At 62.9% G+C, this 24,589-nt stretch carries 28 protein-coding genes and 1 tRNA gene; 12 read left to right on the top strand and 17 right to left on the bottom strand.

Translation table 11 applies throughout. From position 1 onward, the window contains the following. Positions 1–89 precede the first annotated feature (89 nt). The 6 genes from LB564_RS00340 (at position 90) to LB564_RS00315 (ending at position 5,819) form a co-directional block, all read left to right on the top strand. On the top strand, positions 90–653 hold the full coding sequence (locus tag LB564_RS00340; protein WP_224534284.1) for a polysaccharide biosynthesis/export family protein: 564 nt from the start codon (positions 90–92) through the stop codon (positions 651–653). 10 nt (positions 654–663) lie between these two features. Continuing rightward, a complete protein-coding gene (locus tag LB564_RS00335) occupies positions 664–1,794 on the top strand; it encodes a glycosyltransferase family 4 protein (RefSeq protein ID WP_224534282.1) in 1,131 nt (376 codons plus the stop codon). An 87-nt stretch (positions 1,795–1,881) separates the two neighbouring features. Beyond that, positions 1,882–3,417, top strand: coding sequence for an undecaprenyl-phosphate glucose phosphotransferase (locus LB564_RS00330; protein WP_224534280.1), 1,536 nt, complete (start codon positions 1,882–1,884; stop codon positions 3,415–3,417). Beyond that, entirely contained in the window at positions 3,414–4,682 is a 1,269-nt protein-coding gene (locus LB564_RS00325; RefSeq protein ID WP_224534277.1) for an O-antigen ligase family protein, read from the top strand. The genes LB564_RS00330 and LB564_RS00325 overlap by 4 nt, the downstream gene beginning before the upstream one ends. A gap of 56 nt (positions 4,683–4,738) precedes the next feature. Beyond that, positions 4,739–4,815 (top strand) — tRNA-Pro (locus LB564_RS00320). 251 nt (positions 4,816–5,066) lie between these two features. Continuing rightward, positions 5,067–5,819, top strand: a complete 753-nt coding sequence (locus tag LB564_RS00315; RefSeq protein ID WP_224534275.1) for a hypothetical protein — start codon at positions 5,067–5,069, stop codon at positions 5,817–5,819. A 36-nt stretch (positions 5,820–5,855) separates the two neighbouring features. Here LB564_RS00315 and LB564_RS00310 read toward each other — a convergent pair whose 3' ends face one another. Then, a complete protein-coding gene (locus tag LB564_RS00310; RefSeq protein WP_224534273.1) occupies positions 5,856–6,317 on the bottom strand; it encodes a YbaK/EbsC family protein in 462 nt (153 codons plus the stop codon). 183 nt (positions 6,318–6,500) lie between these two features. Continuing rightward, positions 6,501–6,788: a helix-turn-helix domain-containing protein gene (locus tag LB564_RS00305; RefSeq protein WP_140706875.1), complete on the bottom strand. Its 288-nt coding sequence runs from the start codon at positions 6,786–6,788 to the stop codon at positions 6,501–6,503. Between the two features lie 278 nt (positions 6,789–7,066). Between LB564_RS00305 and LB564_RS00300 the strand changes: the two genes are divergently transcribed. From LB564_RS00300 to LB564_RS00290, 3 genes are all read left to right on the top strand, one after another. After that, positions 7,067–7,681 carry a hypothetical protein gene (locus LB564_RS00300; RefSeq protein WP_224534271.1) on the top strand — a complete coding sequence of 205 codons (615 nt, stop codon included), beginning with the start codon at positions 7,067–7,069 and terminating at the stop codon, positions 7,679–7,681. 198 nt (positions 7,682–7,879) lie between these two features. Beyond that, positions 7,880–8,086, top strand: coding sequence for a hypothetical protein (locus tag LB564_RS00295; RefSeq protein ID WP_224534269.1), 207 nt, complete (start codon positions 7,880–7,882; stop codon positions 8,084–8,086). A gap of 245 nt (positions 8,087–8,331) precedes the next feature. Then, a complete protein-coding gene (locus tag LB564_RS00290) occupies positions 8,332–9,309 on the top strand; it encodes an ATP-grasp fold amidoligase family protein (protein WP_224534267.1) in 978 nt (325 codons plus the stop codon). A 62-nt stretch (positions 9,310–9,371) separates the two neighbouring features. Here LB564_RS00290 and LB564_RS00285 read toward each other — a convergent pair whose 3' ends face one another. The 7 genes from LB564_RS00285 to LB564_RS00255 form a co-directional block, all read right to left on the bottom strand. Next, positions 9,372–9,674 (bottom strand): hypothetical protein, encoded by a 303-nt coding sequence (locus LB564_RS00285; RefSeq protein ID WP_140707302.1) that lies wholly within the window; start codon positions 9,672–9,674, stop codon positions 9,372–9,374. Between the two features lie 85 nt (positions 9,675–9,759). Next, positions 9,760–10,299 (bottom strand): MerR family transcriptional regulator, encoded by a 540-nt coding sequence (locus tag LB564_RS00280; protein ID WP_127280880.1) that lies wholly within the window; start codon positions 10,297–10,299, stop codon positions 9,760–9,762. A 215-nt stretch (positions 10,300–10,514) separates the two neighbouring features. Beyond that, positions 10,515–10,838 carry an integration host factor subunit alpha gene (locus tag LB564_RS00275; protein WP_010915609.1) on the bottom strand — a complete coding sequence of 108 codons (324 nt, stop codon included), beginning with the start codon at positions 10,836–10,838 and terminating at the stop codon, positions 10,515–10,517. A 101-nt stretch (positions 10,839–10,939) separates the two neighbouring features. Continuing rightward, on the bottom strand, positions 10,940–11,911 hold the full coding sequence (locus LB564_RS00270; protein WP_224534265.1) for a beta-ketoacyl-ACP synthase III: 972 nt from the start codon (positions 11,909–11,911) through the stop codon (positions 10,940–10,942). 9 nt (positions 11,912–11,920) lie between these two features. Beyond that, positions 11,921–12,991, bottom strand: coding sequence for a phosphate acyltransferase PlsX (gene plsX, locus LB564_RS00265; RefSeq protein WP_140706886.1), 1,071 nt, complete (start codon positions 12,989–12,991; stop codon positions 11,921–11,923). Positions 12,992–13,104: 113 nt separating this feature from the next. Further along, on the bottom strand, positions 13,105–13,653 hold the full coding sequence (locus LB564_RS00260; protein WP_224534263.1) for a YceD family protein: 549 nt from the start codon (positions 13,651–13,653) through the stop codon (positions 13,105–13,107). 3 nt (positions 13,654–13,656) lie between these two features. Further along, positions 13,657–14,199 (bottom strand): ubiquinol-cytochrome C chaperone family protein, encoded by a 543-nt coding sequence (locus LB564_RS00255; RefSeq protein ID WP_224534261.1) that lies wholly within the window; start codon positions 14,197–14,199, stop codon positions 13,657–13,659. A gap of 114 nt (positions 14,200–14,313) precedes the next feature. Between LB564_RS00255 and LB564_RS00250 the strand changes: the two genes are divergently transcribed. After that, positions 14,314–14,829, top strand: a complete 516-nt coding sequence (locus LB564_RS00250) for an outer membrane protein assembly factor BamE (protein WP_140706892.1) — start codon at positions 14,314–14,316, stop codon at positions 14,827–14,829. 176 nt (positions 14,830–15,005) lie between these two features. Continuing rightward, complete coding sequence (locus LB564_RS31445; RefSeq protein WP_263491562.1) at positions 15,006–15,128, top strand: hypothetical protein; 123 nt, start codon at positions 15,006–15,008, stop codon at positions 15,126–15,128. A gap of 83 nt (positions 15,129–15,211) precedes the next feature. On the opposite strand, the gene LB564_RS00245 is transcribed toward LB564_RS31445, so the two are convergent. The 5 genes from LB564_RS00245 to LB564_RS00225 form a co-directional block, all read right to left on the bottom strand. Then, positions 15,212–17,353, bottom strand: coding sequence for a sodium-translocating pyrophosphatase (locus tag LB564_RS00245; protein ID WP_224534259.1), 2,142 nt, complete (start codon positions 17,351–17,353; stop codon positions 15,212–15,214). Between the two features lie 240 nt (positions 17,354–17,593). After that, complete coding sequence (locus tag LB564_RS00240) at positions 17,594–18,343, bottom strand: ABC transporter permease (protein WP_140706896.1); 750 nt, start codon at positions 18,341–18,343, stop codon at positions 17,594–17,596. Next, positions 18,340–19,278: an ABC transporter ATP-binding protein gene (locus tag LB564_RS00235; RefSeq protein WP_224534257.1), complete on the bottom strand. Its 939-nt coding sequence runs from the start codon at positions 19,276–19,278 to the stop codon at positions 18,340–18,342. The genes LB564_RS00240 and LB564_RS00235 overlap by 4 nt, the downstream gene beginning before the upstream one ends. After that, entirely contained in the window at positions 19,275–20,438 is a 1,164-nt protein-coding gene (locus LB564_RS00230) for an ABC transporter permease (protein WP_224534254.1), read from the bottom strand. The genes LB564_RS00235 and LB564_RS00230 overlap by 4 nt, the downstream gene beginning before the upstream one ends. Positions 20,439–20,646: 208 nt before the next feature. After that, positions 20,647–21,558, bottom strand: coding sequence for an ABC transporter substrate-binding protein (locus LB564_RS00225; RefSeq protein WP_411910201.1), 912 nt, complete (start codon positions 21,556–21,558; stop codon positions 20,647–20,649). A gap of 220 nt (positions 21,559–21,778) precedes the next feature. Between LB564_RS00225 and LB564_RS00220 the strand changes: the two genes are divergently transcribed. Continuing rightward, positions 21,779–22,351: an NADPH-dependent FMN reductase gene (locus LB564_RS00220; protein ID WP_140706903.1), complete on the top strand. Its 573-nt coding sequence runs from the start codon at positions 21,779–21,781 to the stop codon at positions 22,349–22,351. A 14-nt stretch (positions 22,352–22,365) separates the two neighbouring features. Here LB564_RS00220 and LB564_RS00215 read toward each other — a convergent pair whose 3' ends face one another. From LB564_RS00215 to ribH, 3 genes are read right to left on the bottom strand one after another with little or no spacing between them, the layout of a single operon-like run. Then, positions 22,366–23,577, bottom strand: coding sequence for an MFS transporter (locus LB564_RS00215; protein ID WP_140706905.1), 1,212 nt, complete (start codon positions 23,575–23,577; stop codon positions 22,366–22,368). Then, positions 23,574–24,074 carry a transcription antitermination factor NusB gene (gene nusB, locus LB564_RS00210; RefSeq protein ID WP_140706907.1) on the bottom strand — a complete coding sequence of 167 codons (501 nt, stop codon included), beginning with the start codon at positions 24,072–24,074 and terminating at the stop codon, positions 23,574–23,576. Before nusB ends, LB564_RS00215 begins: the two co-directional genes overlap by 4 nt. After that, complete coding sequence (gene ribH, locus LB564_RS00205; RefSeq protein ID WP_224534253.1) at positions 24,071–24,565, bottom strand: 6,7-dimethyl-8-ribityllumazine synthase; 495 nt, start codon at positions 24,563–24,565, stop codon at positions 24,071–24,073. Before ribH ends, nusB begins: the two co-directional genes overlap by 4 nt. Positions 24,566–24,589 lie beyond the last annotated feature (24 nt).

The following is a 24,589-nucleotide window of genomic DNA, read 5'->3' as shown; positions in this document are numbered from 1 at the left end:
GGCCATTAACCCTAACAGGATGATAACGGATCCAATCCCAGATGCCTGCTGCGACGCCGCGGCGGCCAGTCGAAGGTACGTATCCGGTCATGAAAAGCACTGCTTCCCTGTTTCGCGCACTGCTTGCCGTTTCGATGCTCGCCGGCTGCTCCAGCTACCGGCCGACGCCGGCCGCCTTCCACGAGGTGCTCGACCAGCCCTATCGCCTCGGCGCCGGCGACCGTGTCCGCGTCACCGTGTTCGAGCAGGACGGCCTGACCAATACCTACAGCGTCGACCAGTCCGGTTATATCTCCTTCCCGCTCGTCGGCGCCCTACCGGCACGCGGCCACACCGCGCAGCAGATGGAAAAGGAGATCGCCGACAAATTGCGGCAGGGCTATCTGCGCGACCCCGACGTCTCGGTCGAGATCGATCGTTACCGGCCGATCTTCGTCATGGGCGAAGTGGGCGCCGCCGGCCAGTATTCCTATGTCCCCGGCCTAACCGTGCAGAAAGCCATCGCCATCGCCGGCGGCTTCTCGCCGCGCGCCAACCAGGAAAGCGTCGACATCACCCGCGACATCAACGGCAAGGTGATGACCGGCCGTGTGGTCACCTCGGACCCGCTGCTGCCCGGAGATACCGTCTACGTCCGCGAACGCCTGTTCTGACAGACACCTCGTGGCGGACAAGCTCAGGATCGTCCACTGCTTTCGCTCACCCGTGGGAGGAATTTTTCGGCACGTGCGCGACCTGACGGAAGCGCAGGTCGCCGCCGGCCACATGGTCGGGATCGTCTGCGACTCGACCACCGGCGGCGAATTCGAGGAGCGTCTGTTCGAGCAGATGAAGGGCATGCTGGCGCTTGGCATCCATCGCACGCCAATGCAGCGCCATGTCGGCCCGGGCGACCTCACCTCGGCCCGGCGCACCTATGGAATCATCAAGGAATTGCGGCCGGACGTGCTGCACGGGCACGGCGCCAAGGGTGGCGCCTATGCCCGTCTGTTCGGCTCATTGTTGCGGGTATCAAGGTCTCGCGTAGCCCGCCTCTATTCGCCGCATGGTGGCTCTCTCCACTATGACGAGAGCACCGCCACCGGAAAGCTGTTCTTCGCGCTCGAGCACCTCATGGCGCGCTTCACCGACTACCTGCTGTTCGTCTCCGACTACGAGCGGCGGACTTATCGCAGGAAGGTGGGCGAGCCGCCGATCCCGAACACGCTGGCCTATAATGGACTTCGCGCCGCCGAATTCGAGCCGGTCACGGCCAGGGCCGACGCGGCCGATGTGCTCTATATCGGCATGATGCGGGACCTCAAGGGACCCGACATCTTCATCGATGCCCTGGCCGCCGCGGCGCCCCGGCTTGGCCGCGCGCCGAATGCGGTGATGGTCGGCGACGGCGACGACCTGCCACGCTACCACGCGCAGGTGAAGCGCCTCGGGCTTGAAGGCAATGTCCGCTTCCTGCCGCCGATGCCGGCCCGGGAAGCCTTCCTGCTGGCGGCGCTCGTCGTCGTTCCCTCGCGCGCCGAAGCCATGCCCTATATCGTGCTGGAGGCACTTGCCGCGGCAAGACCTGTCATCGCGACCTCCGTCGGCGGCATACCGGAGATTTTCGGTCCGGACTCCCCTGCCCTGATCCGGCCCGATCCGGTCGAGCTCGCCGAGAAAATGAGCCGGGCGCTGGGCGACCTTGCCGCCTATCGCGAATTGATGCCCGAAGAATCCACTCTCAGGGCGCGCTTCGGCGCCGACGTCATGGCCGCCGAAATCGAGAAGGCCTACTTCGCCGCGCTCGAAAGGTAGGCCCAAGCCCGTCCAAAGCCGCACGTTGTTTCAAGGGTTTCTTAGCTCTCTTTTGCTAATCACCCAGGGGAAGCTGCGGACGGTTGCATGAACGAGATCGACCCCGCGCATCGCTTTTCATCAGAAGCGGTGCGTAAATTCGACAGCGCTGCCGATGGCGACACGCCCGGCGGCATGAATGACGTTGCCCGACAGGTCGCATCGCAATACCGGCGCGATACGATGTCGCCGATCATGGTCAGCGGCGTACTGCGCATGGTCGAATTCGCGGTGCTGCTGGTCTCGGGACTCTGCGTCTATTTCTATTATGTCGGATTCTTCAATTACCTCGCCTGGCAATATCCGCTGACGATCGCCGCCGCGTCGTTCCTCGCCGTGGTGCTGCTCGATGTCACGGATTGCTACCAGGTCGTGTCCCTGATGCGGCCGATCGCCAATTTCGGGCGCATCCTGCTGGTCTGGGCCGGGACCTTCGCGCTGATGGCGTTGACCGCGTTCGCCATGAAGATGTCGCAAGACTATTCGCGCCTGCTGTTCGGCACCTGGTTCGTCGTTGCATTCGTGTGTCTCTTCGGTCTCAGGCTGGTGATGTCGAAGCTGATCCGGCGCTGGGCACGCGATGGCAGCATGGAACGGCGCGCCGTCATCGTCGGCGGCGGCAAGGCGGCGGAAGTGCTCATCCGCTCGGTGGAAAAGCAGCCTTACAACGACATCCGCATCTGCGGCATCTTCGATGACCGCAACGACAAGCGTTCGCCAGCCCTTGTCGCCGGCTATCCCAAGCTCGGCACCATTTCGGAACTGATCGAATTCGCCCGCATCGCCCGCATCGACATGTTGATCGTGTCGTTGCCGCTGACCGCTGAATCGCGCGTGCTGCAATTGCTGAAGAAACTGTGGGTGCTGCCGGTCGACATCCGGCTGTCGGCGCATTCCAATGCTCTGCAGTTCCGTCCGCGCGCCTATTCCTACATCGGTTCGGTGCCGATGCTCGACATCTTCGACAAGCCGATCAACGACTGGGATTCGGTCGCCAAACGCGCTTTCGACATCATCTTCAGCTTGTTCGGCATCGTCGTGTTCTCGCCGGTGATGCTGGCCACCGCCATCGCCATCAAGCTCGACAGCAAGGGCCCGGTGCTGTTCAAGCAGAAGCGGCACGGCTTCAACAATGAGATCATCGAAGTCTACAAATTCCGCTCCATGTACACCGACAGGTCGGACCCGACCGCCAAGCAAACCGTGACCAAGAACGATCCGCGCGTCACGCGTGTCGGCCGCATCATCCGCAAGACCTCCATCGACGAACTGCCGCAGTTCTTCAACTCGCTGCTCGGCTCGCTGTCGCTGATCGGGCCGCGTCCGCACGCCATAGCCGCGCAATCGCACAATCTGCTCTACAACGAAGTGGTCGATGGCTATTTCGCGCGCCACAAGGTCAAGCCCGGCGTCACCGGCTGGGCGCAGATCAATGGCTGGCGCGGCGAGATGGACACCAATGAAAAGATCCGCATGCGGACCGAGTACGATCTCTATTACATCGAAAACTGGTCGCTGCTGTTCGACCTGCGGATCCTGTTCCTGACACCGATCCGGCTGCTCAACACGGAAAACGCCTATTGAGCGCCATCAGCCATGATCTGCCGCGCGCGGCGGTCAACGCCAAGCTGATCACGTTGATCTCCTCGGGCGCGGTCGTGCTCGGCATTCTATCGTCGGGCTTCGTCATCAGCGAGCCTGCGCCTTATGAAATCTACATGGCCGGGCTGATCGCCATCTGGGCTCTCTTCGGCCTGAGGATATCGCGCGCGGCCCTACCGCTCCTTGTGCTGCTGGTGACGATGAACATCGGCGGCATGATTTCCATGACGCAGATGGCGGACCTCGCCAACACGCCGCTCTATCTTGCCGTATCGCTTTTTCTCGCCTTCAGCGCGATGTTCTTCGCATCGGTCACCGCCACGCGGCCGAACCTCTACCGGCTGATCTTCAATGCCTATGTCGTCTCGGCCGTGGCCACGTCGCTGCTTGGCATAGCGGGCTATTTCCATGCCTTCCCCGGCGCCGAAATTTTCACCAAATACGACCGCGCCGCCGGCGCCTTCCAGGATCCGAACGTGTTCGGTCCATTCCTGGTGCTGCCCGGCATCTATCTGCTCTATCTCATGCTGACCGGTTCGGTCGCGCGCATGCCGCTGCTGGCCGTGCCGCTGCTGATCATCAGCGCCGGCATCTTCTTCTCGTTCTCGCGCGGCGCCTGGGGCATGTTCGCGGTCTCGGCCGTCCTGCTTACCGGATTGCTGTTCCTGCAGAGCACGAGCGGCATGTTCCGGCTGCGCGTGGTGATCATGACGATCGCCGCCCTGTCGCTGCTGGCGATAGCCGTCATCGTCATACTGCAGTTGCCGGGCGTGGCGGAGATGTTCTCCAGCCGCGCCCATCTCGAACAGAGCTACGACACCGCCCGCCTTGGCCGCTTCGCGCGTTATGCGATCGGCTTCCAGATGGCCATGGAGCATCCGTTCGGCATCGGGCCGCTGGTCTTCGGCACGATCTATGGCGAGGACACCCACGATATCTGGCTGAAGATGCTGATGGATTATGGCTGGCTCGGCTTCGTCTCGTTCCTGACGCTGGTGGTGTGGACGATTTCAGCCGGGTTCCGGATCCTACTGCGCGACCGGCCGTGGCAGCCCTACCTGTTGTGCGCCTACGTCGCCTTCATCGGCAATATCGGGCTCGGCACCTTCATCGACATCGACCACTGGCGCCACATGTATCTGCTGCTCGGCCTTATCTGGGGCGCCATCGCCCTGGAATACCGCCACCAGCGGCTGCTGCGTCCGGCATTGCCGGCCTCATTCAGACCCGCGATCGCGGCAAGATAATTATCGCGGAAATCGGTTGACCCGAGCGGGGTTATCACGATACATCGCGACCGGTCCGGAGTGTAGCGCAGCCCGGTAGCGCACTTGACTGGGGGTCAAGGGGTCGTCGGTTCGAATCCGGCCACTCCGACCATTTTATGCAGGACTTGCCCCCAAAAGTCCTAATTCCAAAAAGATGATGAAGTTTGGAGCCCAGCAAATAAATTGCGTATGGTTACGCAATATCGCTTCGATGTCGTAAAACGCGACTATGACAGTTGCGCCGAACCAACCACCTCCTTGGACCGACCGGCGCCCTCCAGTTCGCCACGTGTTGGGTAATAATTCTGTTCGCAGCCGACAGAGAGTATTGCGTGGTTTCGGCGACATATTACCTTTGCTTGCATGAACGTTTTCGACTTTGTTAAGCAAGACGAAATGGACGGGCTCCCCGAGGACACTCGGCTGGCGTTCTCAATCTTCGTGAGAACTGCGCAAAGACGCCTCACCGAGTTCACGCGGACGCTGAGCGGTTCCACAGAGGAGTCTGACTGGCGGGAAATTCAGGAAGCTCGGCACAGTTTCACAAATGTTGTTCTAGGCGCTGCTCGACGTTTGAAAGTCGAACCATTCGTCTCAATGGACGTGCCCCGCATCAATAAATTTGAATACGACGCTTATCGGCAATTTACCGCTGACCTAGACCATTACATGACACAGCTTGCGTTGGACAACACTCTTAGATCGCGCGCCGAATCAACGACCTTGCCAACAGCTTCGAAGGATCGGATTAGAAGCCATCTTCATCATCTGCGCGACGCTATACGTACCGCAGACTTGACCGAGGCCAAGAAGGCGAAGCTTTTTACCAAGGTGGAGGAGTTTGAGACAGCCCTTGATAAGACAAGGCTCAACCTAATGGCTGTGACCCTCCTAACTGTTGAGATACTTGGTATTCCTGGAACCTTGTGGGGCTCCTATGAAGTCGTTTCCAAATTAATCGGCAACATCAATCAAGCGGTAGCGGAAGCTAAGGCCGTGGACGATGAACAGCGGCGATTACCCCCCGCCCCGGAACCGTATGCGATATCGCCGCCCCGCGCACCAAAGCCAGAACCTAGTTTTGGTCGGGAACTGGACGACGAGATTCCGTTTTGATCTAGCATCGGCTGAAGTTCGGGACTGGTCCAACGACTAACCTTGGCACACATCGACCCATTCGGCGCCCGTGAGATCCACCATGCGCTGTGGGCTAATCCGCACGGCCGCATTGGAGGCACCAGCGGCCGGCACCACTTCGGCGAACTGGCGCAGCGAGACGTCGCAATAGACTGGCAGTGGGGTCGGCAGGCCGAACGGACAGACGCCCCCGACCGGATGGCTCGTGGCGGCGACCACTTCTTCCGAGTCCAGCATGCGCGGCTTGCCGCCGAACTGGTCCTTGAACTTGCGGTTGTCCAGTCTGGCGATGCCGCTGGTCACGACCAGCATGGTGCGCTCGCCGACGCGCAGGCAGATCGTCTTGGCGATCTGCGCCGGCAACACCCCGTGTGCCTCGGCCGCCAGCGCTACCGTCGCCGAACTCGCATCCGTGACGATGACGTCGATATCAGGCGCGTGAGCGGCGAAGAAGGCGCGAACAGAGTCCAGGCTCATGTTGAAAAAACCACGGTTCAACCTCGATGTGGCAGGCGCGACTGATTTGGCCCTGGCTGCCGCACGTATAAACACGTGCGATCCGCGGATCGGCAAGCCCGGCCTGCCAGAGAACGCCATGGCATCAACAAGAAACCCGCCAAGGGGCCTTGGCGGGTTTCCTGGGCGTGCCTGTCGCCGATTCTATGCCTGGGGTCGGCCGCCATGCGCGGCCAGGGTCGGCGCCGCGGAAGCTATGGGGGCGTCCTGGGGCAGACGAAGCGCGGACGCAATACGACGCAGCTTCGCCGGGTCGGCCGCCCGGCCGTTCTCGATGTCCTCGATCTCGTCGACCGAGAGGCCGCAGGTCAGGGAAAGCGCTTCGAGGCTGTATCCCCGCGTTTCCCGCATTGCCCTTAGCGTGCTGTAATCTGGCCCGATCTCATTGGCTAATGGTTCGGAGAGGGCGTGGCTTTTCGCATTGTTGGGCATTGGCAACTCCGTTGGCTGAAAGCGTTTGATCAAAAATGGGGTGTTGCCTGAGACGAGCAGGAAGATGCCCTCTCGCCGGCGGTTTGCCAAGCGCCAAACTGGCCGTCACGGCATCGTGAACCCCTGCCGATGCGGCCGCCCCGCCGTTTGCCGATCAAGTTGTTTTGAACGCCCCGGCACCTTTTGCCCGGCAGTTTCGCCCTGCCCGTTCGTTATCTCGACGTCGCTGGCGTGAAACCATCCCGTTCCAGCCAGCCTTTGCCAAAAGGATACCCCCAATGAACCTCAAGACATCCCTCCTCGTGCTCGGCACGATTTCCCTGCTTTCCGGCGTCGGCATGGCCAGCGCGCAGGCGGCCGACACATTGCGCGTGCGCGGCACGGTGGTCAGTTTCGAGCCATCGCTGCTGACCGTGAAAACCCGTCAGGGCGATACTTCCACGGTCAGACTGAAAGACGGCTGGAAGGTTTCAGGCGTCGCGAACGCATCGGTGAAAGATATCAAGCAGGGCGATTTCCTCGGCATCGCTTCCGTCTCCAAGGCGGACGGCGGCAGCGGCGCGCTGGAAGTGGTGATCTTTCCGGCGACCTTGAAAGGCACTGGCGAGGGGGACCGTCCCTGGGACCTGGAGCCGAACAGCCGCATGACCAACGGCACCGTCGCCGACGTCACCGACATAAGCGGGCGAGCCGTGACGCTGACCTATGACAATGGGCAGACCAAGAAGATCTCGATACCCGACGGCACGCCTGTCGTGACCTTCGCGCCGGCCACGCCGGCCGACCTCAAGCCAAGCGCGACGGTGTTCGTGACCGCTCAGCGCGAGGCCGACGGCACGCTGAGCTCGAGCCGCGTCGTGGTGGGTAACAATGGTGTGATCCCGCCAATGTAGGCCAAACAGGCGGCAGGCGACACGGCTTCGGCCTGCGCCCTGGCAAAGGCGCAGGCCCCAGGTTCGCCGGAAACAGTTCAGAAACAAAATTCTACAATCGGGAAATACTGACGAAAAAATTCAGGAGCGTAATTCCATTCGCGGCGGTCGGGATATCGGCCCGATTTAGATCTGCCTGCGAAAAAAGGAAACGATCCCATGAAGAAGTCACTCCTCTCGGCACTCGGGCTTGCAGCTGCAATCGCTTTCACGGTGCCGGTGGTCGGCGCGACGAGCGCGGACGCGGCCCCGATGGCAAAGCATCATCACCATCGTCATCACCATCATCATCGCCACCATCACTGGCACAAGCACCACCATCATCATCACCACCACCACATGAAGAAGATGGGCAACAAGGCCTGAGCATTTCAGACTGCCAACGAGAAGACCGGCCTGGGCTTCTCGTCCCGGCTGGTCTTCTCCGGCGGTGCGATGCCGGGCCCGGGTGACCCCAGGCTGATCGACTGCCGCCGGATAGCAGCGCTATCCAGCCATGACGATATCAAGCGAAAGCTTTAACGCGAGGCCAAATCGCGATACGGCAAGGGATATTTCCGACCGGCACGGCTGGCCGGATCAGGCTTCGATGACAAGGCCAGGTATCCCCGATGACGGCCAAGGCCGATCTTTCCTGGACGGACCGCATCCTCCTGTCGGCCGCGCGGATGTGGCTGACGCTGCGCCACCCGGCCCTTGTCATGCGCTTCGTCAAGAAACTGGGCTATCTGCCCAATCCGGCCGCGCCCGCGCGCTACAATGAGCTTTTGCTCTGGCGAAAAATCCTCGATCGCAATCCGCTGTTCGTGGTGCTGACCGACAAACTCGCGGCCAAGGCCTATATAAGGGGTGCCTGCCCCGAGATCGCCATGCCGGAAACGCTGTGGTCCGGGCGCGACCCTGCCGATATTCCACCCGGCCTGCTGACCGGCAACGTCGTGGTCAAGACAAACCATGGCTGTGCGATGAACATCTTCGTTTCCAACGGCGAACCGGATAGGGCCGCCATCATGCGCAAGGCCAGCCGCTGGCTTGGGAAACGCTACGGCCGGCGCCATGGCGAGTGGGCCTATTGGCCTGTCGTGCCGACCGTTTTCGTGGAGGAGCGGCTGGTGCTCAGCGGCGGGACGATCGCCACCGACATCAAGGTCCATGTCTGCGGCGGCGTGGTCTCGCATATCTGGGCCGAGGATAAGCACGCCAGGCGTTCACTGCTCTTCGACCGCAATGCCACTCCGCTGCCCGGGCGCGACCCCGACTATCCCGGTGAGGACCAGGCCTTGCCGGCCACCGCGGAGCTCATCGCCCATGTCCGCAAGGCGATCTCGATGGCGCCAGGCATAGCCGGCGACCTCGATTATATCCGCATCGATTTTCTGGTCACAGACGACCGGCTCTATGCCGGCGAGATCACCGTCTATTCGGCCGCCGGTTATGGCACATGGACGAATCCGGCGATCGCAATGGAAATCGAACGGCTGTGGCGGCTCGATCAGTCGGCATTCTTGCGTCGGAAGCACAAAGGGGCCGTACGCCTCTATGCCGACGCGCTTCGTGCCAGGTGCCGGAGCGGCACGACAAACCGCTGATATGGAAAATGGCGGCAGGCCTGGAAAGGCGAGCCGCCATTTCTCTGCGTTCCTTGGGGCCGTCAGCGCCGGCTGAACAGCAGGCTGGCGACCAGGCCGAGCACCACAAGGCCGACCGCGGCGGCGGCCGTCGGATGGTCGCGTGCCGATTTCTCGATCACCCTGCCCTGCTTGCGGATCGCCGGCATCGCATCACGCAGACGCCCGGCAAGATCCGAATATGTATCGAGCGCGGCATCACGGCCGTCTTCATAATAAGCGCCACCCCGCTTTGACACTGCCTTGCGCAACGCCGCGAGTTCCCTCGAGAGAACCGCGACCTGCTTTTCGAGGTCGATGTCCGAAAGGGTCGAAAATGATGCCATCATGCGTTTCCTTGTCTTGCAGAAGGAAACGTAACGCCTCACCCGACCGCCGGTTCCGGTTTAGGGGCGAAGTTACCCCGGAGGTTTAGCGCACCTGGTCAAGCAGGCGCTTGCATTCCAGCAGGTCGAACAGCGCCTCCTGCAGCAGCGCGCGATTGTCACGGGAGAGTTTCGACGCGTCCGGCGCGACCGGGCCTTCCTCGTCGCTCTTGCCAAGGCCGAAAAAGCGGCGGCTGGGCTTGACCCTCGGCTGGCCAACCAGCTCGTCATCGCCGCCGCGCGGCTGCGCGGCCGGCGTCAGCGGCACCTGGTCGGCCTGTTTGCGTTGCGAAATCGCCTCGACGGCGGCCATGTCGCCATTGCCTATGGCGACCAGGAAATGATTGCCGTTTTCGCGCAGCAGCTTTTGTACGCCCTTGATGGTGTAGCCCTGGTCATAGAGCATGTGTCGAATGCCCTTGATCAGTTCGACATCCTGCGGCCGGTAGTAGCGGCGGCCGCCGCCACGTTTCATCGGCTTGATCTGGTTGAAGCGCGTTTCCCAGAAACGCAGCACGTGTTGTGGCAGGTCGAGATCTTCGGCGACCTCGCTGATGGTGCGGAAGGCGTCAGGGCTCTTGTCCATGGGCGAAATCCTCACGCTGGAGCGCGGCCCGGAACGGTCCTCGGACGAGATCACGCTCAACCAGGAGAAGAGCTTGTTCCGCTAGCGCGGAATGGATCATACGCCAGAACACCAATCCGGCCATGCTGCCGAATCGGACCTTATTTCAGCGGTTTGTGAAGCAATATTCAAGCCCGGCGTCATCGCGAGGCCGGTTTTCAACCGTACAATGGAGGCTATTTGCCGCCCTTGGCCTTGCTGTTCTGGTGAGAACGCAGGATGCGGTTCTTCAAAACGTTGGATGATTTGAAGGTCATCACCCGGCGCGGCAGGATCGGCACTTCCTCCCCGGTCTTGGGATTGCGCCCGATACGCTCGTTCTTGGAGCGGACATGAAATGTCGCGAAGGACGACAGCTTCACCGTTTCGCCACGCACGATGGCTTCACAGATTTCGTCCAGCACGGCCTCGACGAGTTCGGCGGATTCAGTGCGCGACAGACCGACCTTTCGGTAGACGGCCTCGGCAAGGTCGGCGCGCGTAAGTGTCTTTCCCCCCATGCGACCGTCCCATCAGCTCAAACATAAAATCGGCACAACAACGGCTGAGCCTAAGTAATTGATCCGGCAAGGTCAAGGACCGAAACCGGACCGTTCTGCACTTACCAACGAACCAGGACCGCGCCCCAGGTGAAGCCGCCGCCCATCGCCTCCAGGAGCACTAGGTCACCCTTCTTGATGCGGCCATCGGCAACGGCCACCGACAGCGCCAGCGGCACGGAAGCAGCCGAGGTGTTACCGTGCAAATCGACGGTCACCACCACCTTTTGCTCCGCTATCCCGAGCTTTTTGGCCGAAGCGTCAATAATGCGTTTATTGGCCTGGTGCGGCACGAACCAGTCGAGGTCGTCGGCGGTTATGCCAGCGGCCGAGAAGGTTGCCTCGATAACGTCGGTGATCATGCCGACCGCGTGCTTGAAGACCTCGCGGCCCTCCATGCGAAGATGGCCGACCGTTCCCGTCGTCGAAGGCCCGCCGTCGACGAAAAGCTTCTCCTTGTGCGTGCCGTCGGATCGCAGGCTGGCCGCCAGGACACCCCGGTCGGCGATCGTGCCGTCCCCCTCGCCTGCTTCCAGAACGATCGCGCCGGCGCCGTCGCCAAACAGCACGCAGGTCGAGCGATCGCTCCAGTCGAGGATGCGCGAGAAGGTTTCCGAGCCGATCACCAGCACGCGCTTTGCCAGACCGCCGCGGATATAGAGATCGGCTGTCGTCACCGCATAGACGAAGCCCGAGCACACCGCCTGCATGTCGAAGGCAAAGCCGTGCCGCATGCCGAGCCGGTTCTGGATCTCGACCGCGGTCGCCGGGAATGTGTTGTTGGGCGTCGAGGTCGCCAGCACGATCAGATCGATATCGTCCGGGGTCAGTCCGGCGTTGGCAAGGGCCGCGCGCGCCGCTGCCTCGCCGAGCGAGGCCGTCGTCTCGTCATCAGCCGCGATATGGCGCTGGCGGATGCCGGTGCGCTGGGCGATCCATTCATCCGACGTCTCGACCATGCCTTCAAAATCGGCATTCTTCATGATGCGGCGGGGCAGCGCGGCGCCCGTGCCGCGCACAACTGATCTGATCAAAATTCTTTCCTATTCCTTTGCGTCGGCAGCGACGTCGGATTTCCGGGATGTCAGGGCATGCGGGTTGCGCGCATGAAACAGATCGAGGTCGGCCTCGATGCGGTCAAGCAGATTGTTGCGCACCATGTCGTAGCCGAGTTCGATCGCGGCGGCGAAACCGTCCGAATCGGCGCCGCCATGGCTTTTGACGACAATGCCGTTCAGTCCCAGGAACACACCGCCATTGGAGCGGCCGACATCCATCTTCTCGCGCAGGCGATCGAAGGCGCCCTTGGCGAAGACATAGCCGATCTTGGCCATCAGCGTGCGACTCATGGCGGCGCGCAGATAACCACCTATCTGGCGCGCGGTGCCTTCCGCTGTCTTCAGCGCGATGTTGCCGGCGAAGCCTTCCGTCACCACGACGTCGACGGTCCCCTTGCCGATATCGTCGCCTTCGACAAAGCCATGGTAGTTCATCGATGCCATGTTGGCCTCGCGCAACATGCGTCCGGCTTCCTTGACCTCTTCCTGGCCCTTGATCTCTTCGACGCCGACATTGAGCAGACCGACCGTGGGCCGGGCGATGCCGAATACCGAACGCGCCATGCCGGTGCCGAGGATGGCAAAATCAATGAGCTGGTGCGCGTCGGCGCCGATGGTGGCGCCAACGTCCAGAACCACGCTTTCGCCGCGCAATGTCGGCCATAAGGCCGCGATCGCCGGGCGGTCGATGGTGGCCATGGTGCGCAGGCAGAATTTCGACATCGCCATCAGCGCGCCGGTGTTGCCGGCGGAGATGCATGCGTCCGCGGCGCCCGACTTGACCGCCTCGACCGCCTTCCACATCGACGACTTCCAGCGGCCATGGCGCAACGCCTGGCTCGGCTTGTCGTCCATCCTGACCGCGATCTCGCAGTGAAAGAACTCGCTTACCTCGGCCAATTTGGGAAACTTGGCGAGTTCCGGGCGCACCAGTTCCTCACGCCCGTAGATGACGAAGCGGATGTCGGGACGGCGGGTCGCGACCGTCATGAGCGCCGGAATGACCACGGCTGGTCCGTGATCGCCGCCCATGGCATCGATGGAAATCCTGATCACGCGGTATTCATCTCACGGTTAGGCGGCAAGTCGCTTTGGTGATCGCGAAGGTTCGGCGAAAATAGCGGTTTTGGGCTGTCGCACAACCGACTTTTCCGTCGCGGGCGAGGTTTTCAGGATTTTCCCAGCAAGGATCGCAGTTTTTCCTGAAATTCATTCTCGGCCGATCCGGGGTCGTCACCGGTACCGAGCGACGCGCCGGCCTTGCGCGGATAGGGATCGATCGCCAATCCGAAGAACTGTTCGGCAAGCGCCCCGACATCGATGGTGTCGCCGGAAAATGTCTCGGGGCTATCTGGCCCATCCGCGTCGAGCAGGATCTCGCCGCCGCCGTCGAATCCCTGCCGTCCGAGCTTGGAGTCCTCGGGCAAGAGCAACGCCTCGACCGGCTCGTCGATATGTGCCTGGACGGGGTCGAGCGTGACGATGCAGGCCTGGGTGATGTCGGCTTCGACACGACCGGTGACCTTCACGCCGTTGCGCTTCCACGACGCGACCAGCAGTTCGGCGCGATAGGCCTCTACCGAGAGCAGCCCGTGCGCCTCGGCGATTGCCGCGCGCTGTGCGGCGTCGGCCTCGATCACGACCGGCAGCCCCTTATGCGGCAGACGCGCCACGTTGGCGAAAAAGGACACCGGGCTTTGCATATCCGCGTGTTTCATCGATCAGCCTCCGTTGACCACTGGAAACGCCACAGTGCCGGCGACAATCGATTCGATCGGCTGGGCACTCAATTGCCGGCAAACATCGGCGACATAGAAGGCCAAGCGCGACGCTTCCGGCCAGGCGCCGGCGTCGGGTCGCACATTGCGGGCAAGAGCCGCGGTCAGACCGTCATGATCGCTTCTTTCCAGCGCATCATCATAGGCGGCGGTGCGGCCATAAAACATCTTCGCCAGTTTCTTCATGCGTTTTGGCACGCCGACGTCGCCAATACCCAGTTCCCGCAGCGAATGATCGACATCGAGGAAGAACTCGTCGATCAGCACCTGCGCAACTTCCTGCGCCGCGCCTTCCTCACCGCGCAGGCGGTGCTGGACTAGGAACATGTGCAGCGAAAGCATCTCGAAACGGCCGAGCGGCGTGTCCGGCACATTCCAGTGGGAATAAAAAACAGTCTGCCGCGCCGCCGCCACGATTTGTGCGTAAAGCGCCTCGGTGATGGCGCGGTTGGCGTGGCGTTCGCGGCCAAAAAGGCGCTGGAACATGGGGATGGTCTCCGGGGACCGTTTGTTGAATTGGCCTTGTTGCATCGGCAAGCAAGCTGGTTTACCGGTTTTGCGGCCCAGCGCAAGTTGCGGCGATCGAATGGAGAATTGTTGTTGCGCGCGCTGAATTTCAAGTCGAGTTTCACTTCCAGACCTGCAGGCGCGATCTCGTTGCTGGCTGTCATAGCCGCGCTGTCGGGATGCCACACCAACAAGATGATCGGCGACCTCAGCCCGAGCGAGACCTTCACGCAAGGTTATGTCCTCGACCAGCAGGCGATCGATTCGGTGCCGGTTGGCTCCAGCCGCGAACAGGTGCTCCTGGCGCTCGGCACACCGTCGACCACCGCGACTTTCGACAATGAGGCGTTTTACTACATCTCACAGACGCGCAAGCGCTACGTCGCCTTCGACAAGCCGAGGCTGATCGACCAGAAGGTGCTGGCGGTCTATTTTGGTCCGGACAGCCGTGTCACCCAGATTGCCAATTACGGCTTGAAGGACGGCAAGATCTTCGACTTCATTTCGCGCACCACGCCGACGGGCGGCAAGGACCAGAACTTCCTCAGCCAGATCATCAACGGCGCCAGCAAGCTGGCGCCCGGCATCCCCGGCGGCGGCACCCCCTGATCTCTGGATACCTGCTTACCTAGAATCCTGCTTCCCCGACCTGGGGAACAGAAATGTCTCAGGCGACCGAAAACCCGTGGGAGCGATCTCACGGGTTTTTGTTTGATCAATGAGGAGCCGGCTTGTCAGCGAATAGGGCAAATCCATATCAACCGGCCAAGCTTGGGGGTCTGGACGTGAGCCGTCACGACCGTGTGGTGGTGGCGGACGGCTGGATGACCACGGGGATACCGACCGAAATGTTGGCCCGTTACCGCAAGCATGCGCAGAGCGATGGAGCCAAGCCGGACGGCGGCTGAAGCACGGGGCCTGATCCGAGCCAACAAGAACCCGCGAGGATCGCTCCTCGCGGGTTCTTGATTTTCAGGCCTTGGGTCTTGCCTCAGCCGTGCGCGAGCACGGCCAGCAGCAGCAACGCGACGATGTTGGTGATCTTGATCGCCGGGTTGACGGCCGGGCCGGCGGTGTCCTTGTAGGGATCGCCGACCGTATCGCCGGTCACCGATGCCTTGTGCGCCTCGGAGCCCTTCAGATGCTTGACACCGTCCTTGTCGACGAAACCGTCCTCGAACGATTTCTTGGCATTGTCCCAGGCGCCACCGCCCGAGGTCATCGAGATGGCGACGAACAGGCCATTGACGATGACGCCGAGCAGTGAGGCGCCAAGGGCCGCGAAGGCGGACGCCTTCGAGCCCGAGATCAGCAGCACGCCGAAATAGACGACCAGCGGCGCCAGCACCGGCAGCAGCGACGGGATGATCATCTCGCGGATCGCCGCCTTGGTCAGAAGATCGACGGCGCGCGCATAGTTCGGCTTCGAGGTGCCGGCCATGATGCCCGGATCCTCGCGGAACTGCTTGCGCACTTCCTCGACGATGGCGCCCGCCGCGCGGCCGACCGCCGTCATGGCGATGCCGCCGAACAGGTAGGGGATCAGGCCGCCGAAGATCAGGCCGGCGACGACGTAAGGGTTGGAGAGATCGAAGGAGATTTCGCCCATGCCCTGGAAGTAAGGGTATTTGTCGCCATTGGCGGCAAAGAACTTCAGGTCGTTGGAATAGGCCGCGAACAGCACCAGCGCGCCGAGGCCGGCCGAACCGATGGCATAGCCCTTGGTCACCGCCTTGGTGGTGTTGCCGACAGCGTCGAGCGCGTCGGTGGAGTGGCGCACTTCCTTGGGCAGGCCGGCCATTTCGGCAATGCCGCCGGCATTGTCGGTGACCGGACCGAAGGCATCGAGCGCCACGATCATGCCGGCGAGGCCGAGCATGGTGGTGACGGCGATCGCCGTGCCGTAGAGGCCGCCGAGCTGGTAGGTGGCGATGATGCCGCCGACGATGACGATGGCCGGCAGCGCCGTCGATTCCAACGAAACCGCGAGGCCCTGGATGACGTTCGTACCATGGCCGGTCACCGACGCCTGGGCGATCGAGTTGACCGGACGTTTGTTGGTGCCGGTATAGTATTCGGTGATCACCACGATAAGGCCGGTCACCACCAGGCCGATCAGGCCGCAGATGAACAGGTTCTTGCCGGTGATGGTCATGCCGGCGACTGTGCCGACCTCGCCCCAGCCGAGCGTGGCGGAGGTGGCGACGCCGAGGCCCACGATGGACAGCAGGCCGGTCACGATCAGGCCCTTGTAGAGCGCGCCCATGATCGAGCCGTTCGAGCCGAGCTTGACGAAGAAGGTGCCGACGATCGAGGTCAGGATGCAGGCGCCGCAAATGGCAAGCGGATAGAGCATCGCGGCACCAAGGATAGCGGTGCCGCCGAAGAAGATGGCGCCCAGCACCATGGTGGCGACCACGGTCACGGCATAGGTTTCGAACAGGTCGGCGGCCATGCCGGCGCAATCGCCGACATTGTCGCCGACATTGTCGGCGATGGTGGCCGGGTTGCGCGGATCATCCTCGGGAATACCGGCTTCGACCTTGCCCACCAGATCGCCGCCGACATCGGCGCCCTTGGTGAAGATGCCGCCGCCGAGACGGGCGAAGATCGAGATCAGCGAGGCGCCGAAGCCGAGCGAGACCAGCGAGTCGATGACGACGCGGTCATTGGGCTGCAGGCCGAGGAAATGCGTCAGGATGAGGTAGTAGATGGACACGCCAAGCAAGGCCAGGCCAGCCACCAGCATGCCGGTGATGGCGCCCGATTTGAAGGCTATGTCGAGGCCGGCGGCAAGGCTGTTGGAGGCCGCTTGCGCGGTGCGCACATTGGCCCGCACCGAAACATGCATGCCGATGAAACCGGCAGCGCCCGACAGAACGGCGCCGATCAGGAAGCCGACGGCGGCGGTGATCGACAGCAGCCACCAGGCGAGCAGGAGCACGACCACGCCGACGATGGCGATGGTGGTGTACTGGCGCGCCAGATAGGCCTGCGCGCCTTCGCGAATGGCGGCGGAAATTTCCTGCATGCGTGCGTTGCCCTGATCGGCCGCAAGGACCGAACGTGTCGCCCATATGGCGTAAAGGACAGAAAGCAAGCCGCAGGCGATGACAGCGGAAATAATGGTCATTGCCGGATTTTCCTCGATTGTTGGCCCAAAAGAACCCCTCCCTGGGCCGTTGAGACAAAGACGGAATCCCGCGCATGGAATCCCCCTCTTCGCATCGGTGTATGCGAAACAGGGCTGCGAACGTCAAGATATTGTTCGGTTTTTGCCCGCCTTTCAGCCAAAAGGTCCGAACTGGTGAGTGTGCGCCGCGATCACCGGCGGTTTAGATCGATTGAAATCGATCCCAACCGTTGGCACGGGTCAGTTCGCCTCACGCCCCATCCGGCGCGCCGCGTAGCGCTCGATTGCCGAGAGACCGTCATAGATCAGGACTGCCAGCGCCGCGACAATCAGGCCGCCCTGCAGGATGAAGGCCAGATTGTTTGACAGCAGCCCGGCGATGATCACCTCGCCCAGCGTCCTGGCGGCCACGGTCGAGCCGATGGTGGCGGTGGCCAGACTGATCACCACCGACAGTCTGATGCCGCCAAGGATGATCGGCGCGCTGAGCGGCAGTTCGACCTTGGTGAGCCTTTGCCAGCCGGTCATGCCGGCGCCGCGCGCCGCCTCGACGACATTGGCCGGCAGCGTCGTCAGCCCCGTGAGCGCGTTCTCGAAGATCGGCAGCAGGCCATAGAGAAACAGTGCGATCAGTGTCGGCTTCTCGCCGAAGCCGACCGCCGGCACGGCGAGCGCCAGCACCGCCACCGGCGGAAAGGTCTGGCCGATATTGACCAGGCTACGCGACAGCGGCAGGAATTCGGCGCCTGCAGGCCGGGTGACGAGGATGGCGAGCGCCACCGCGACGATAGTGGCGGCGACAGTCGCGATCAACACGGTGCGCAGATGCAGCAGCGTCAGCGTCAGCAGGCTGCCCTGGTTGTAGATCGCGGGCGCGTTGTTTTCGGTCAGCGGCTTCAGCAACGGCTCGAACAAACCCGGACTGGTGATGAAGGCAACGAGCAACACCACCAGCGCAAGCCTGAGCAGCAAAGGCAGCCAGGCCTTCATGCCGGCCTCGCCGCGCGCTTGACCAGGCCATCCACCGTGACGCGGCCGATCGGCTTGCCGTCGGCGCCCTTCACCGGCAGCGCCGGCCTGCCGGACCAGAGAAGTTCCGCAAGCGCGTCACGCTGGCTGGCGTCGCCTGATATCGCCTCGCCCTCGGCCCCGCCCTGCTCCACCGCATCGCGCACCTGCCCCAGCGACAGCAGCCTGAATGGCCTTTCGCTGGCGCCGACCAGCGTCTCGACGAAGGCGTTGGCCGGCTTCGCCAGGATCTCGGCGGGCCTTGCATATTGCACGAGCTTGCCGGCATCCATGACGGCGATCTTGTCGCCCATATGCACGGCCTCCTCCATGTCATGGGTGACGAGGATGATGGTGGTGCCGAAGCGCTTCTGGATCGCCAGCAGGTCTTCCTGCGCCTTGGTGCGGATGATCGGGTCGAGCGCGCCGAACGGCTCGTCCATCAAAAGCACGTTGGGCTCGGCGGCGAGCGCGCGGGCAACGCCGACGCGCTGCTGCTGGCCGCCGGACAGTTCGTGCGGATAGCGCGGCCCGAATTCCCGGGGGTCTAGCTGGTAGAGCGTCATCAGTTCATCGACGCGGGCGTTGATGCGCGCCTTGTCCCAGCCAAGCAGGACCGGCACGGTGGCGATGTTCTGCGCCACGGTGCGATGTGGAAACAGGCCGTGGCCCTGGATGGCATAGCCGATGCTGCGGCGCAGTTCGTAACCGGGCACCGACCTGTTGTCGGCGCCGTCGAGCTTGATAATGCCTGACGTCGGCTCGACCAGCCGGTTGATCATGCGCAACAGCGTCGTCTTGCCGGAACCCGAAGTGCCGACAATGACGGCGATGGTGCGCGGCTCGATGAGCATCGAGACGTTGTCGACGACCGTCGTCGCGTCATAGCGCTTGGTGATGCCTTCGATCTCGATCATGCCGTTTCTACCCTGCGCTTGGTGGCGGTCATTTCGATCACCGCGTCGAGGATGATGGCAGCGGCGAAGGCCAGCGCCACGGTTGGCACCGCGCCAAGCAGGACCAGGTCCATCGCCGTCTGGCCGACGCCCTGGAACACGAACACGCCAAAACCGCCGCCGCCGATCAGCGCGGCGATGGTGGCAAGGCCGATGTTCTGCACCAGGACAATGCGGATGCCGGTCAGGATCACCGGAAAAGCCAGCGGAAACTCGACACCGAACAGGCGCTGGCGGTCGGTCATGCCCATGCCGCGCGCCGCGTCATTGGCGGCACGCGGCACGCCGGCAAGGCCGACCACGGTGTTGGCCACCACCGGCAGCAGCGAATAGAGAAACAGCGCGACGAAGGCGGGTGCCGTGCCGATGCCCCTGATACCGAGCGCGGCGGCCCCAGGCACATGGATGGCGACCCAGCCAAGCGGCGCGATCAGCAGGCCGAACAGCGCGATCGAAGGAATAGTCTGGATGATGTTCAAGACGTTGAGGACGCCGGCCCGCAGGCTTTCGACGCGGTGGCACAGGATGCCGAGCGGCAGGCCGACGATCACCGCGGCAAGCAGCGAGCCGAGCGCCAGGGTCACATGCTTGGAGCCTTCGGCCCAGAAGCTGTCGGCACGGTTGGAATATTCCTTGAGAATGGAGAGGCTGTCCCAGCGCCCTGAAACCAGCAGCAAGCCGATGGCCAGCGCTGCGACGACAAGCACGCCGACGCGCGCCGAGGGCGACAGGTTGAGCCGGGTCAGCACGTCGGCGAGCAAAAGCGTGAAAGCGAAGATGAGAATCCAGAAGCCGGAGGCCGGCGAGACCCTGGCAAAGGTGTTGCCGGCCGGAGTGAGGAATGTGCCGGCGACGCCGATGAGCAGCGCCAGCGCGACAAGCGCCACGACGCTGGCTGCAAGGCGCAAGATGAGCGGCGTCCTGAACAGGGCGACAAGGGCGGCCAGAACGAGGATCGCCAAAAGCAGCGGACCAGTCGTCGCCGGCAGAGCTTCAAGAATCGAGCGCGCCTGGCCGGGAACGATGCGGTTGGCGCGGAAGGTGGCGAAGGGGGCCGCGAAAGCCGCATAGGCAGCAATCACGGCGATGACCACGCCGAGCTTGTCGAATCGAGGGCTCATAAGGCGCGTTTGCGCGAGGCGCCCCCCTCTGTCCTGCCGGACATCTCCCCCTCAAGGGGGGAGATCGCATGCCGTGACGGCCTTCGCCAATCTTCGGCGCTGCAAAAAGAAGCGAGGCGCACAAACTGCCAATCTCCCCCCTCGTGGGGGAGATGTCCGGCAGGACAGAGGGGGGCGCCTCGCACAGATGTCACGTATCGACGCGCAGCTACTTCAAAAACCCGTTCTTCTTCAAAAAGTCCTCGGCGACGCCCTTGACCGGCTCGCCGCCGACCTGGACGCGGCCGTTGAGTTCCTGCAGCGTGACGAGGTCGAGCTTGGCGAAGACCGGCTTCAGCAGCGTTTCGATCTCCGGATGCTCCTTCAGCACGGATTCGCGGATGATCGGCGCCGGCTGATAGACCGGCTGCACGCCCTTGTCGTCGGTCAGCACGACGAGGCCTGACGGGGCGATGCCGCCATCGGTGCCGTAGACCATGGCGGCATTGGCACCGCTGGTCTGGTTGGCGGCGGCCGCGATGGTCGCGGCGGTGTCGCCACCCGAGAGCGTGATCAGCTGGTCGGGCTTCAATGTGAAGCCATAGGTGGTCTGGAAGGCCGGCAGGGCCGCCGCCGAATTGACGAACTCGGCGGAAGCCGCGAGCACCACCTTGCCGCCGCCGGCGACATATTTGCCGAAGTCCGACAGCGTGACCAGCTTGTTCTCGTCCGTCACTTCCTTGCGCAGGGCGATCGCCCAGGTGTTGTTGGCCGGCGCAGGCGACAGCCAGATGATCTTGTTGGCGTCGTAGTCGAGCTTCTTGGCCGTCTCATAGGCCTTGGCCGCATCCTTCCACACGGGATCGTCGGCCTTCTCGAAGAAGAAGGCGGCATTGCCGGTGTATTCGGGATAGATGTCGATCTCGCCGGCGGTGATCGCCTTGCGCACTACCGGCGTGCCGCCGAGTTGGATGCGATCCGTGGTCTTGATGTTGTTGGCGTTGAGAACGAGCTGGATAATGTTGCCGAGCACGCCACCCTCGGTGTCGATCTTCGAGGAGACAACCACCTGGGCGCTCGCGGACGCCGCCGTGATGGCGAGCGCCATTGCCGCGCTGGCCAGAACCTTGACTGAAAACATTGTGAAAACCCCTTGCTGTGAACCGGAATGCGGTGGCCGCATATGAGCATGGCTTCAACGGCCAGTCGGGGCACACGGTTTCATAAGAAGGGGGATCAGCGCAATATTTTTGTTCCGGACGCGCGGATTTCGGCCCGACAGCGACAGTAGGCTGGCGATCCGCCGACATTCGGCGGATAGTGCAGCCGGGGATGCGGGCGGCAAACACGGAGAGCGTGTCATGGCCATACACAAAGTCGGTTATCTCATCGGCAGCCTTGCCCGGGAATCCATCAACCGCAAGCTGGCGAAGGCGCTGGTTCAACTTGCCCCGCCGGAACTCGAAATGACGGAAATCCCGTTCAAGGATCTGCCGCTCTACAGTTACGACTATGATGCCAATTTCCCACCGGCCGCCCAGGCTTTCAAAAAGGCGATCGCCTCCGTCCAGGCCGTGCTGTTCGTCACCCCGGAGTATAACCGCTCGATCCCTGGCGGACTGAAGAATGCAATCGACTGGGCCAGTCGCCCCTATGGCAAGAATTCATTCGCGCGCAAACCGTCGGCGGTCATCGGAACATCGCCCGGCGCCATCGCGACCGCTGTCGCCCAGCAAAGCCTGCGCAGCGTGCTGAGTTTCTGCAACTCACCGCAGATGAATGCGCCCGAAGCCTATATCCAGTTCACGCCGGGGCTGATCACCGACAATGGCGAGGTGACGGTTGAGTCCACCGAGGATTTCCTGCGCAACTACATGGCTGAGTTCCACATGTTCATAGCGCGGGTGCTTCAGGTTCTGCCGCCGGACGCATAACTTTCGAACTGGCGTCAGGCCGGCCGCAAGCTCGTCATCTTCAGCGCGCCGAGTGCCACGAAGCAAAGCGCGGCGACCGGAAAGATCATCCAGTTGAGCATCGTCCAGCCCCAGGCGTTATAGACCATCCCCGACAGCAGTGATGCGCAGGCGACGGAGCCGAACAGCACGAAGTCGTGGAAGCCCTGGACCTTGCCCTTTTCGGAAGGGTGGTAGCTGGCGGCCACCATGGCGGTGGCGCCGATGAAGGCGAAATTCCATCCAAGGCCGAGCAGGATCAGCGCCGTCCAGAATTGCCACAGCGCCAGGCCCGACAAGGCAACGATGGCACAGCCGATCAGCAGCAGGAGACCGATGGCGACAATGCGCTCGGCGCCGAAGCGATGGATCAGCGAGCCGGTGAAGAAGCTTGGCCCGAACATGGCCATGACGTGCCAGGAGATGCCCAGCGTCGCATCGTCCTCGGACAGGCCGCAGCCGACCATGGCAAGCGGCGCCCCGGTCATGACGAAACTCATCAGGGCATAGCTGCCGACGGCGCAGAACAGCGCGGCCACGAAGCGCGGCCTGGTGACGATTTCGGCCAAGGGCCTGGTATCGCCGCCGACACTGTCGACCTTGCCAATGGCCTTGGCCGGCAAACGCAGGAACGACAGGATGATGGCGCCCGCCGCGGCCAACACCAGGATCGACGCGAACGACCCGGCGAACATCACCGGCGCGAACAGCTCGCGGGTGAAAATGACGATCTGCGGCCCCAAAATGGCGGTGATGATGCCTCCGGCCAGCACGAAGGATATGGCGCGCGCCTTGAATTCAGGCGGTGCGTTGTCGGCGGCGGCAAAACGGAACTGCTGCACGAATGCGCCACCGACGCCAAGCACGAGCAGGGCGAACGCGAACAGCCAGAAACTTGCATGGAAAAGCGCAAGGGTGGCGACCAAACCGCCGATAGCGGTGACCACGGTGCCGGTCATGAAGCCGCCGCGCTGACCCAGCTTGCGGATTATGGCCGCCGCAGGCAGGGCGCCCAGCGCCACGCCAAGGTTGTAGCCGGTGACCGGCGCGGTTGCCAACGACTTGTCCGCGGCCAGCAGATATTGCCCGGCCAGCGCGCCCATGGAGATGGCGATGGGCGCCGCCGAGCCGATAATCGCCTGCGAGGCGGCGAGGATCAGCGCGGTGCGCCGCGCCTCCCTGCCCGCCTCGACGGCGATGGCCGTCACGAAGCGTCCTTGCCCCGGCCCTCGCCACGCACCCGGCGTGACACACGGTCGAGCACGGCGTTGACCAGCTTCGGCTCGTCTTCCCCGTAGAAGGCCTTGGCGATATCGACATATTCGGTGACGATCACCGCGACGGGCACATCCTCGCGCTTCATCAGCTCATAGACGCCGGCGCGCAGAATGGCACGCAGCGTGGAATCGAGGCGCGACAGCGGCCAGTCGTCGGTCAGCGCCTGGCGGATGATCGGATCAATGGTCTTCTGGTTCTCGACGACGCCCGCCAGGATGGCGCGAAACCACTGCGCGTCCGCTTCGCGATAGAGCGCACCGTCGACTTCCTTGCCGAGACGGAACGCCTCGTATTCGGCGGTGATCTCGAACACGCCGCTGCCGGCGACATCCATCTGGTAGAGCGCCTGCACGGCGGCCAGACGGGCGGCGCCGCGCTTGTTGGCGTGGCGTACCGCGGGCTGCCCTGGCGAAGCGGGTTCGCTCACGATTGCGCTCCCAGTTTCTCCTTCAGCGCGATCATGGTCAGCGCCGCACGCGCGGCAAAGCCGCCCTTGTCGCCTTCCGAGCGCTTGGCCCGCGTCCATGCCTGCGCATCGTTCTCGGTGGTCAGGATGCCGTTGCCGATGCAAAGCGAGTCCTGCACGGAGAGGTCCATAAGCGCGCGGCTGGATTCATTGGCGACGATGTCGAAATGATAGGTGTCGCCGCGCACGACGGTGCCGAGCGCGACGAAACCGTCATACTCCGTCCCGCCTTCAGCCATGCCGTCGAGCGCGAAGGTGATCACCGCGGGAATTTCGAGCGACCCGGGAACGGTGACGACGTCATAAGTCGCGCCAGCTTCGTCGAGCGCGGTTGTCGCGCCGTCGAGCAGTGCGTCGGCAAGGTCGTCATGAAAGCGCGCCTCGATGATAAGCAAATGCGCTTTCGCCTTCGGGCGAATGAAGGCTTTGCCGTGTTGGGATGTGCCAGCCATAGAAGTCTCCGGGGGTTGCCGGTG

The sequence above is a fragment of the Mesorhizobium sp. ES1-6 genome (genome assembly GCF_020164775.1).
Lineage (GTDB): Bacteria > Pseudomonadota > Alphaproteobacteria > Rhizobiales > Rhizobiaceae > Mesorhizobium.
This window is presented reverse-complemented; position numbering and strand designations above follow the sequence as displayed.

Coding starts and splice junctions, on each gene's coding strand:
- LB564_RS00340 (WP_224534284.1), top strand. CDS start 90: ATGAAAAGCACTGCTTCCCTGTTTCGCGCACTGCTTGCCGTTTCGATG.
- LB564_RS00330 (WP_224534280.1), top strand. CDS start 1,882: ATGAACGAGATCGACCCCGCGCATCGCTTTTCATCAGAAGCGGTGCGT.
- LB564_RS00315 (WP_224534275.1), top strand. CDS start 5,067: ATGAACGTTTTCGACTTTGTTAAGCAAGACGAAATGGACGGGCTCCCC.
- LB564_RS00310 (WP_224534273.1), bottom strand. CDS start 6,317: ATGAGCCTGGACTCTGTTCGCGCCTTCTTCGCCGCTCACGCGCCTGAT.
- LB564_RS00305 (WP_140706875.1), bottom strand. CDS start 6,788: ATGCCCAACAATGCGAAAAGCCACGCCCTCTCCGAACCATTAGCCAAT.
- LB564_RS00300 (WP_224534271.1), top strand. CDS start 7,067: ATGAACCTCAAGACATCCCTCCTCGTGCTCGGCACGATTTCCCTGCTT.
- LB564_RS00295 (WP_224534269.1), top strand. CDS start 7,880: ATGAAGAAGTCACTCCTCTCGGCACTCGGGCTTGCAGCTGCAATCGCT.
- LB564_RS00290 (WP_224534267.1), top strand. CDS start 8,332: ATGACGGCCAAGGCCGATCTTTCCTGGACGGACCGCATCCTCCTGTCG.
- LB564_RS00285 (WP_140707302.1), bottom strand. CDS start 9,674: ATGGCATCATTTTCGACCCTTTCGGACATCGACCTCGAAAAGCAGGTC.
- LB564_RS00280 (WP_127280880.1), bottom strand. CDS start 10,299: ATGGACAAGAGCCCTGACGCCTTCCGCACCATCAGCGAGGTCGCCGAA.
- LB564_RS00275 (WP_010915609.1), bottom strand. CDS start 10,838: ATGGGGGGAAAGACACTTACGCGCGCCGACCTTGCCGAGGCCGTCTAC.
- LB564_RS00260 (WP_224534263.1), bottom strand. CDS start 13,653: ATGAAACACGCGGATATGCAAAGCCCGGTGTCCTTTTTCGCCAACGTG.
- LB564_RS00255 (WP_224534261.1), bottom strand. CDS start 14,199: ATGTTCCAGCGCCTTTTTGGCCGCGAACGCCACGCCAACCGCGCCATC.
- LB564_RS00245 (WP_224534259.1), bottom strand. CDS start 17,353: ATGACCATTATTTCCGCTGTCATCGCCTGCGGCTTGCTTTCTGTCCTT.
- LB564_RS00240 (WP_140706896.1), bottom strand. CDS start 18,343: ATGAAGGCCTGGCTGCCTTTGCTGCTCAGGCTTGCGCTGGTGGTGTTG.
- LB564_RS00235 (WP_224534257.1), bottom strand. CDS start 19,278: ATGATCGAGATCGAAGGCATCACCAAGCGCTATGACGCGACGACGGTC.
- LB564_RS00230 (WP_224534254.1), bottom strand. CDS start 20,438: ATGAGCCCTCGATTCGACAAGCTCGGCGTGGTCATCGCCGTGATTGCT.
- LB564_RS00225 (WP_411910201.1), bottom strand. CDS start 21,558: ATGTTTTCAGTCAAGGTTCTGGCCAGCGCGGCAATGGCGCTCGCCATC.
- LB564_RS00220 (WP_140706903.1), top strand. CDS start 21,779: ATGGCCATACACAAAGTCGGTTATCTCATCGGCAGCCTTGCCCGGGAA.
- ribH (WP_224534253.1), bottom strand. CDS start 24,565: ATGGCTGGCACATCCCAACACGGCAAAGCCTTCATTCGCCCGAAGGCG.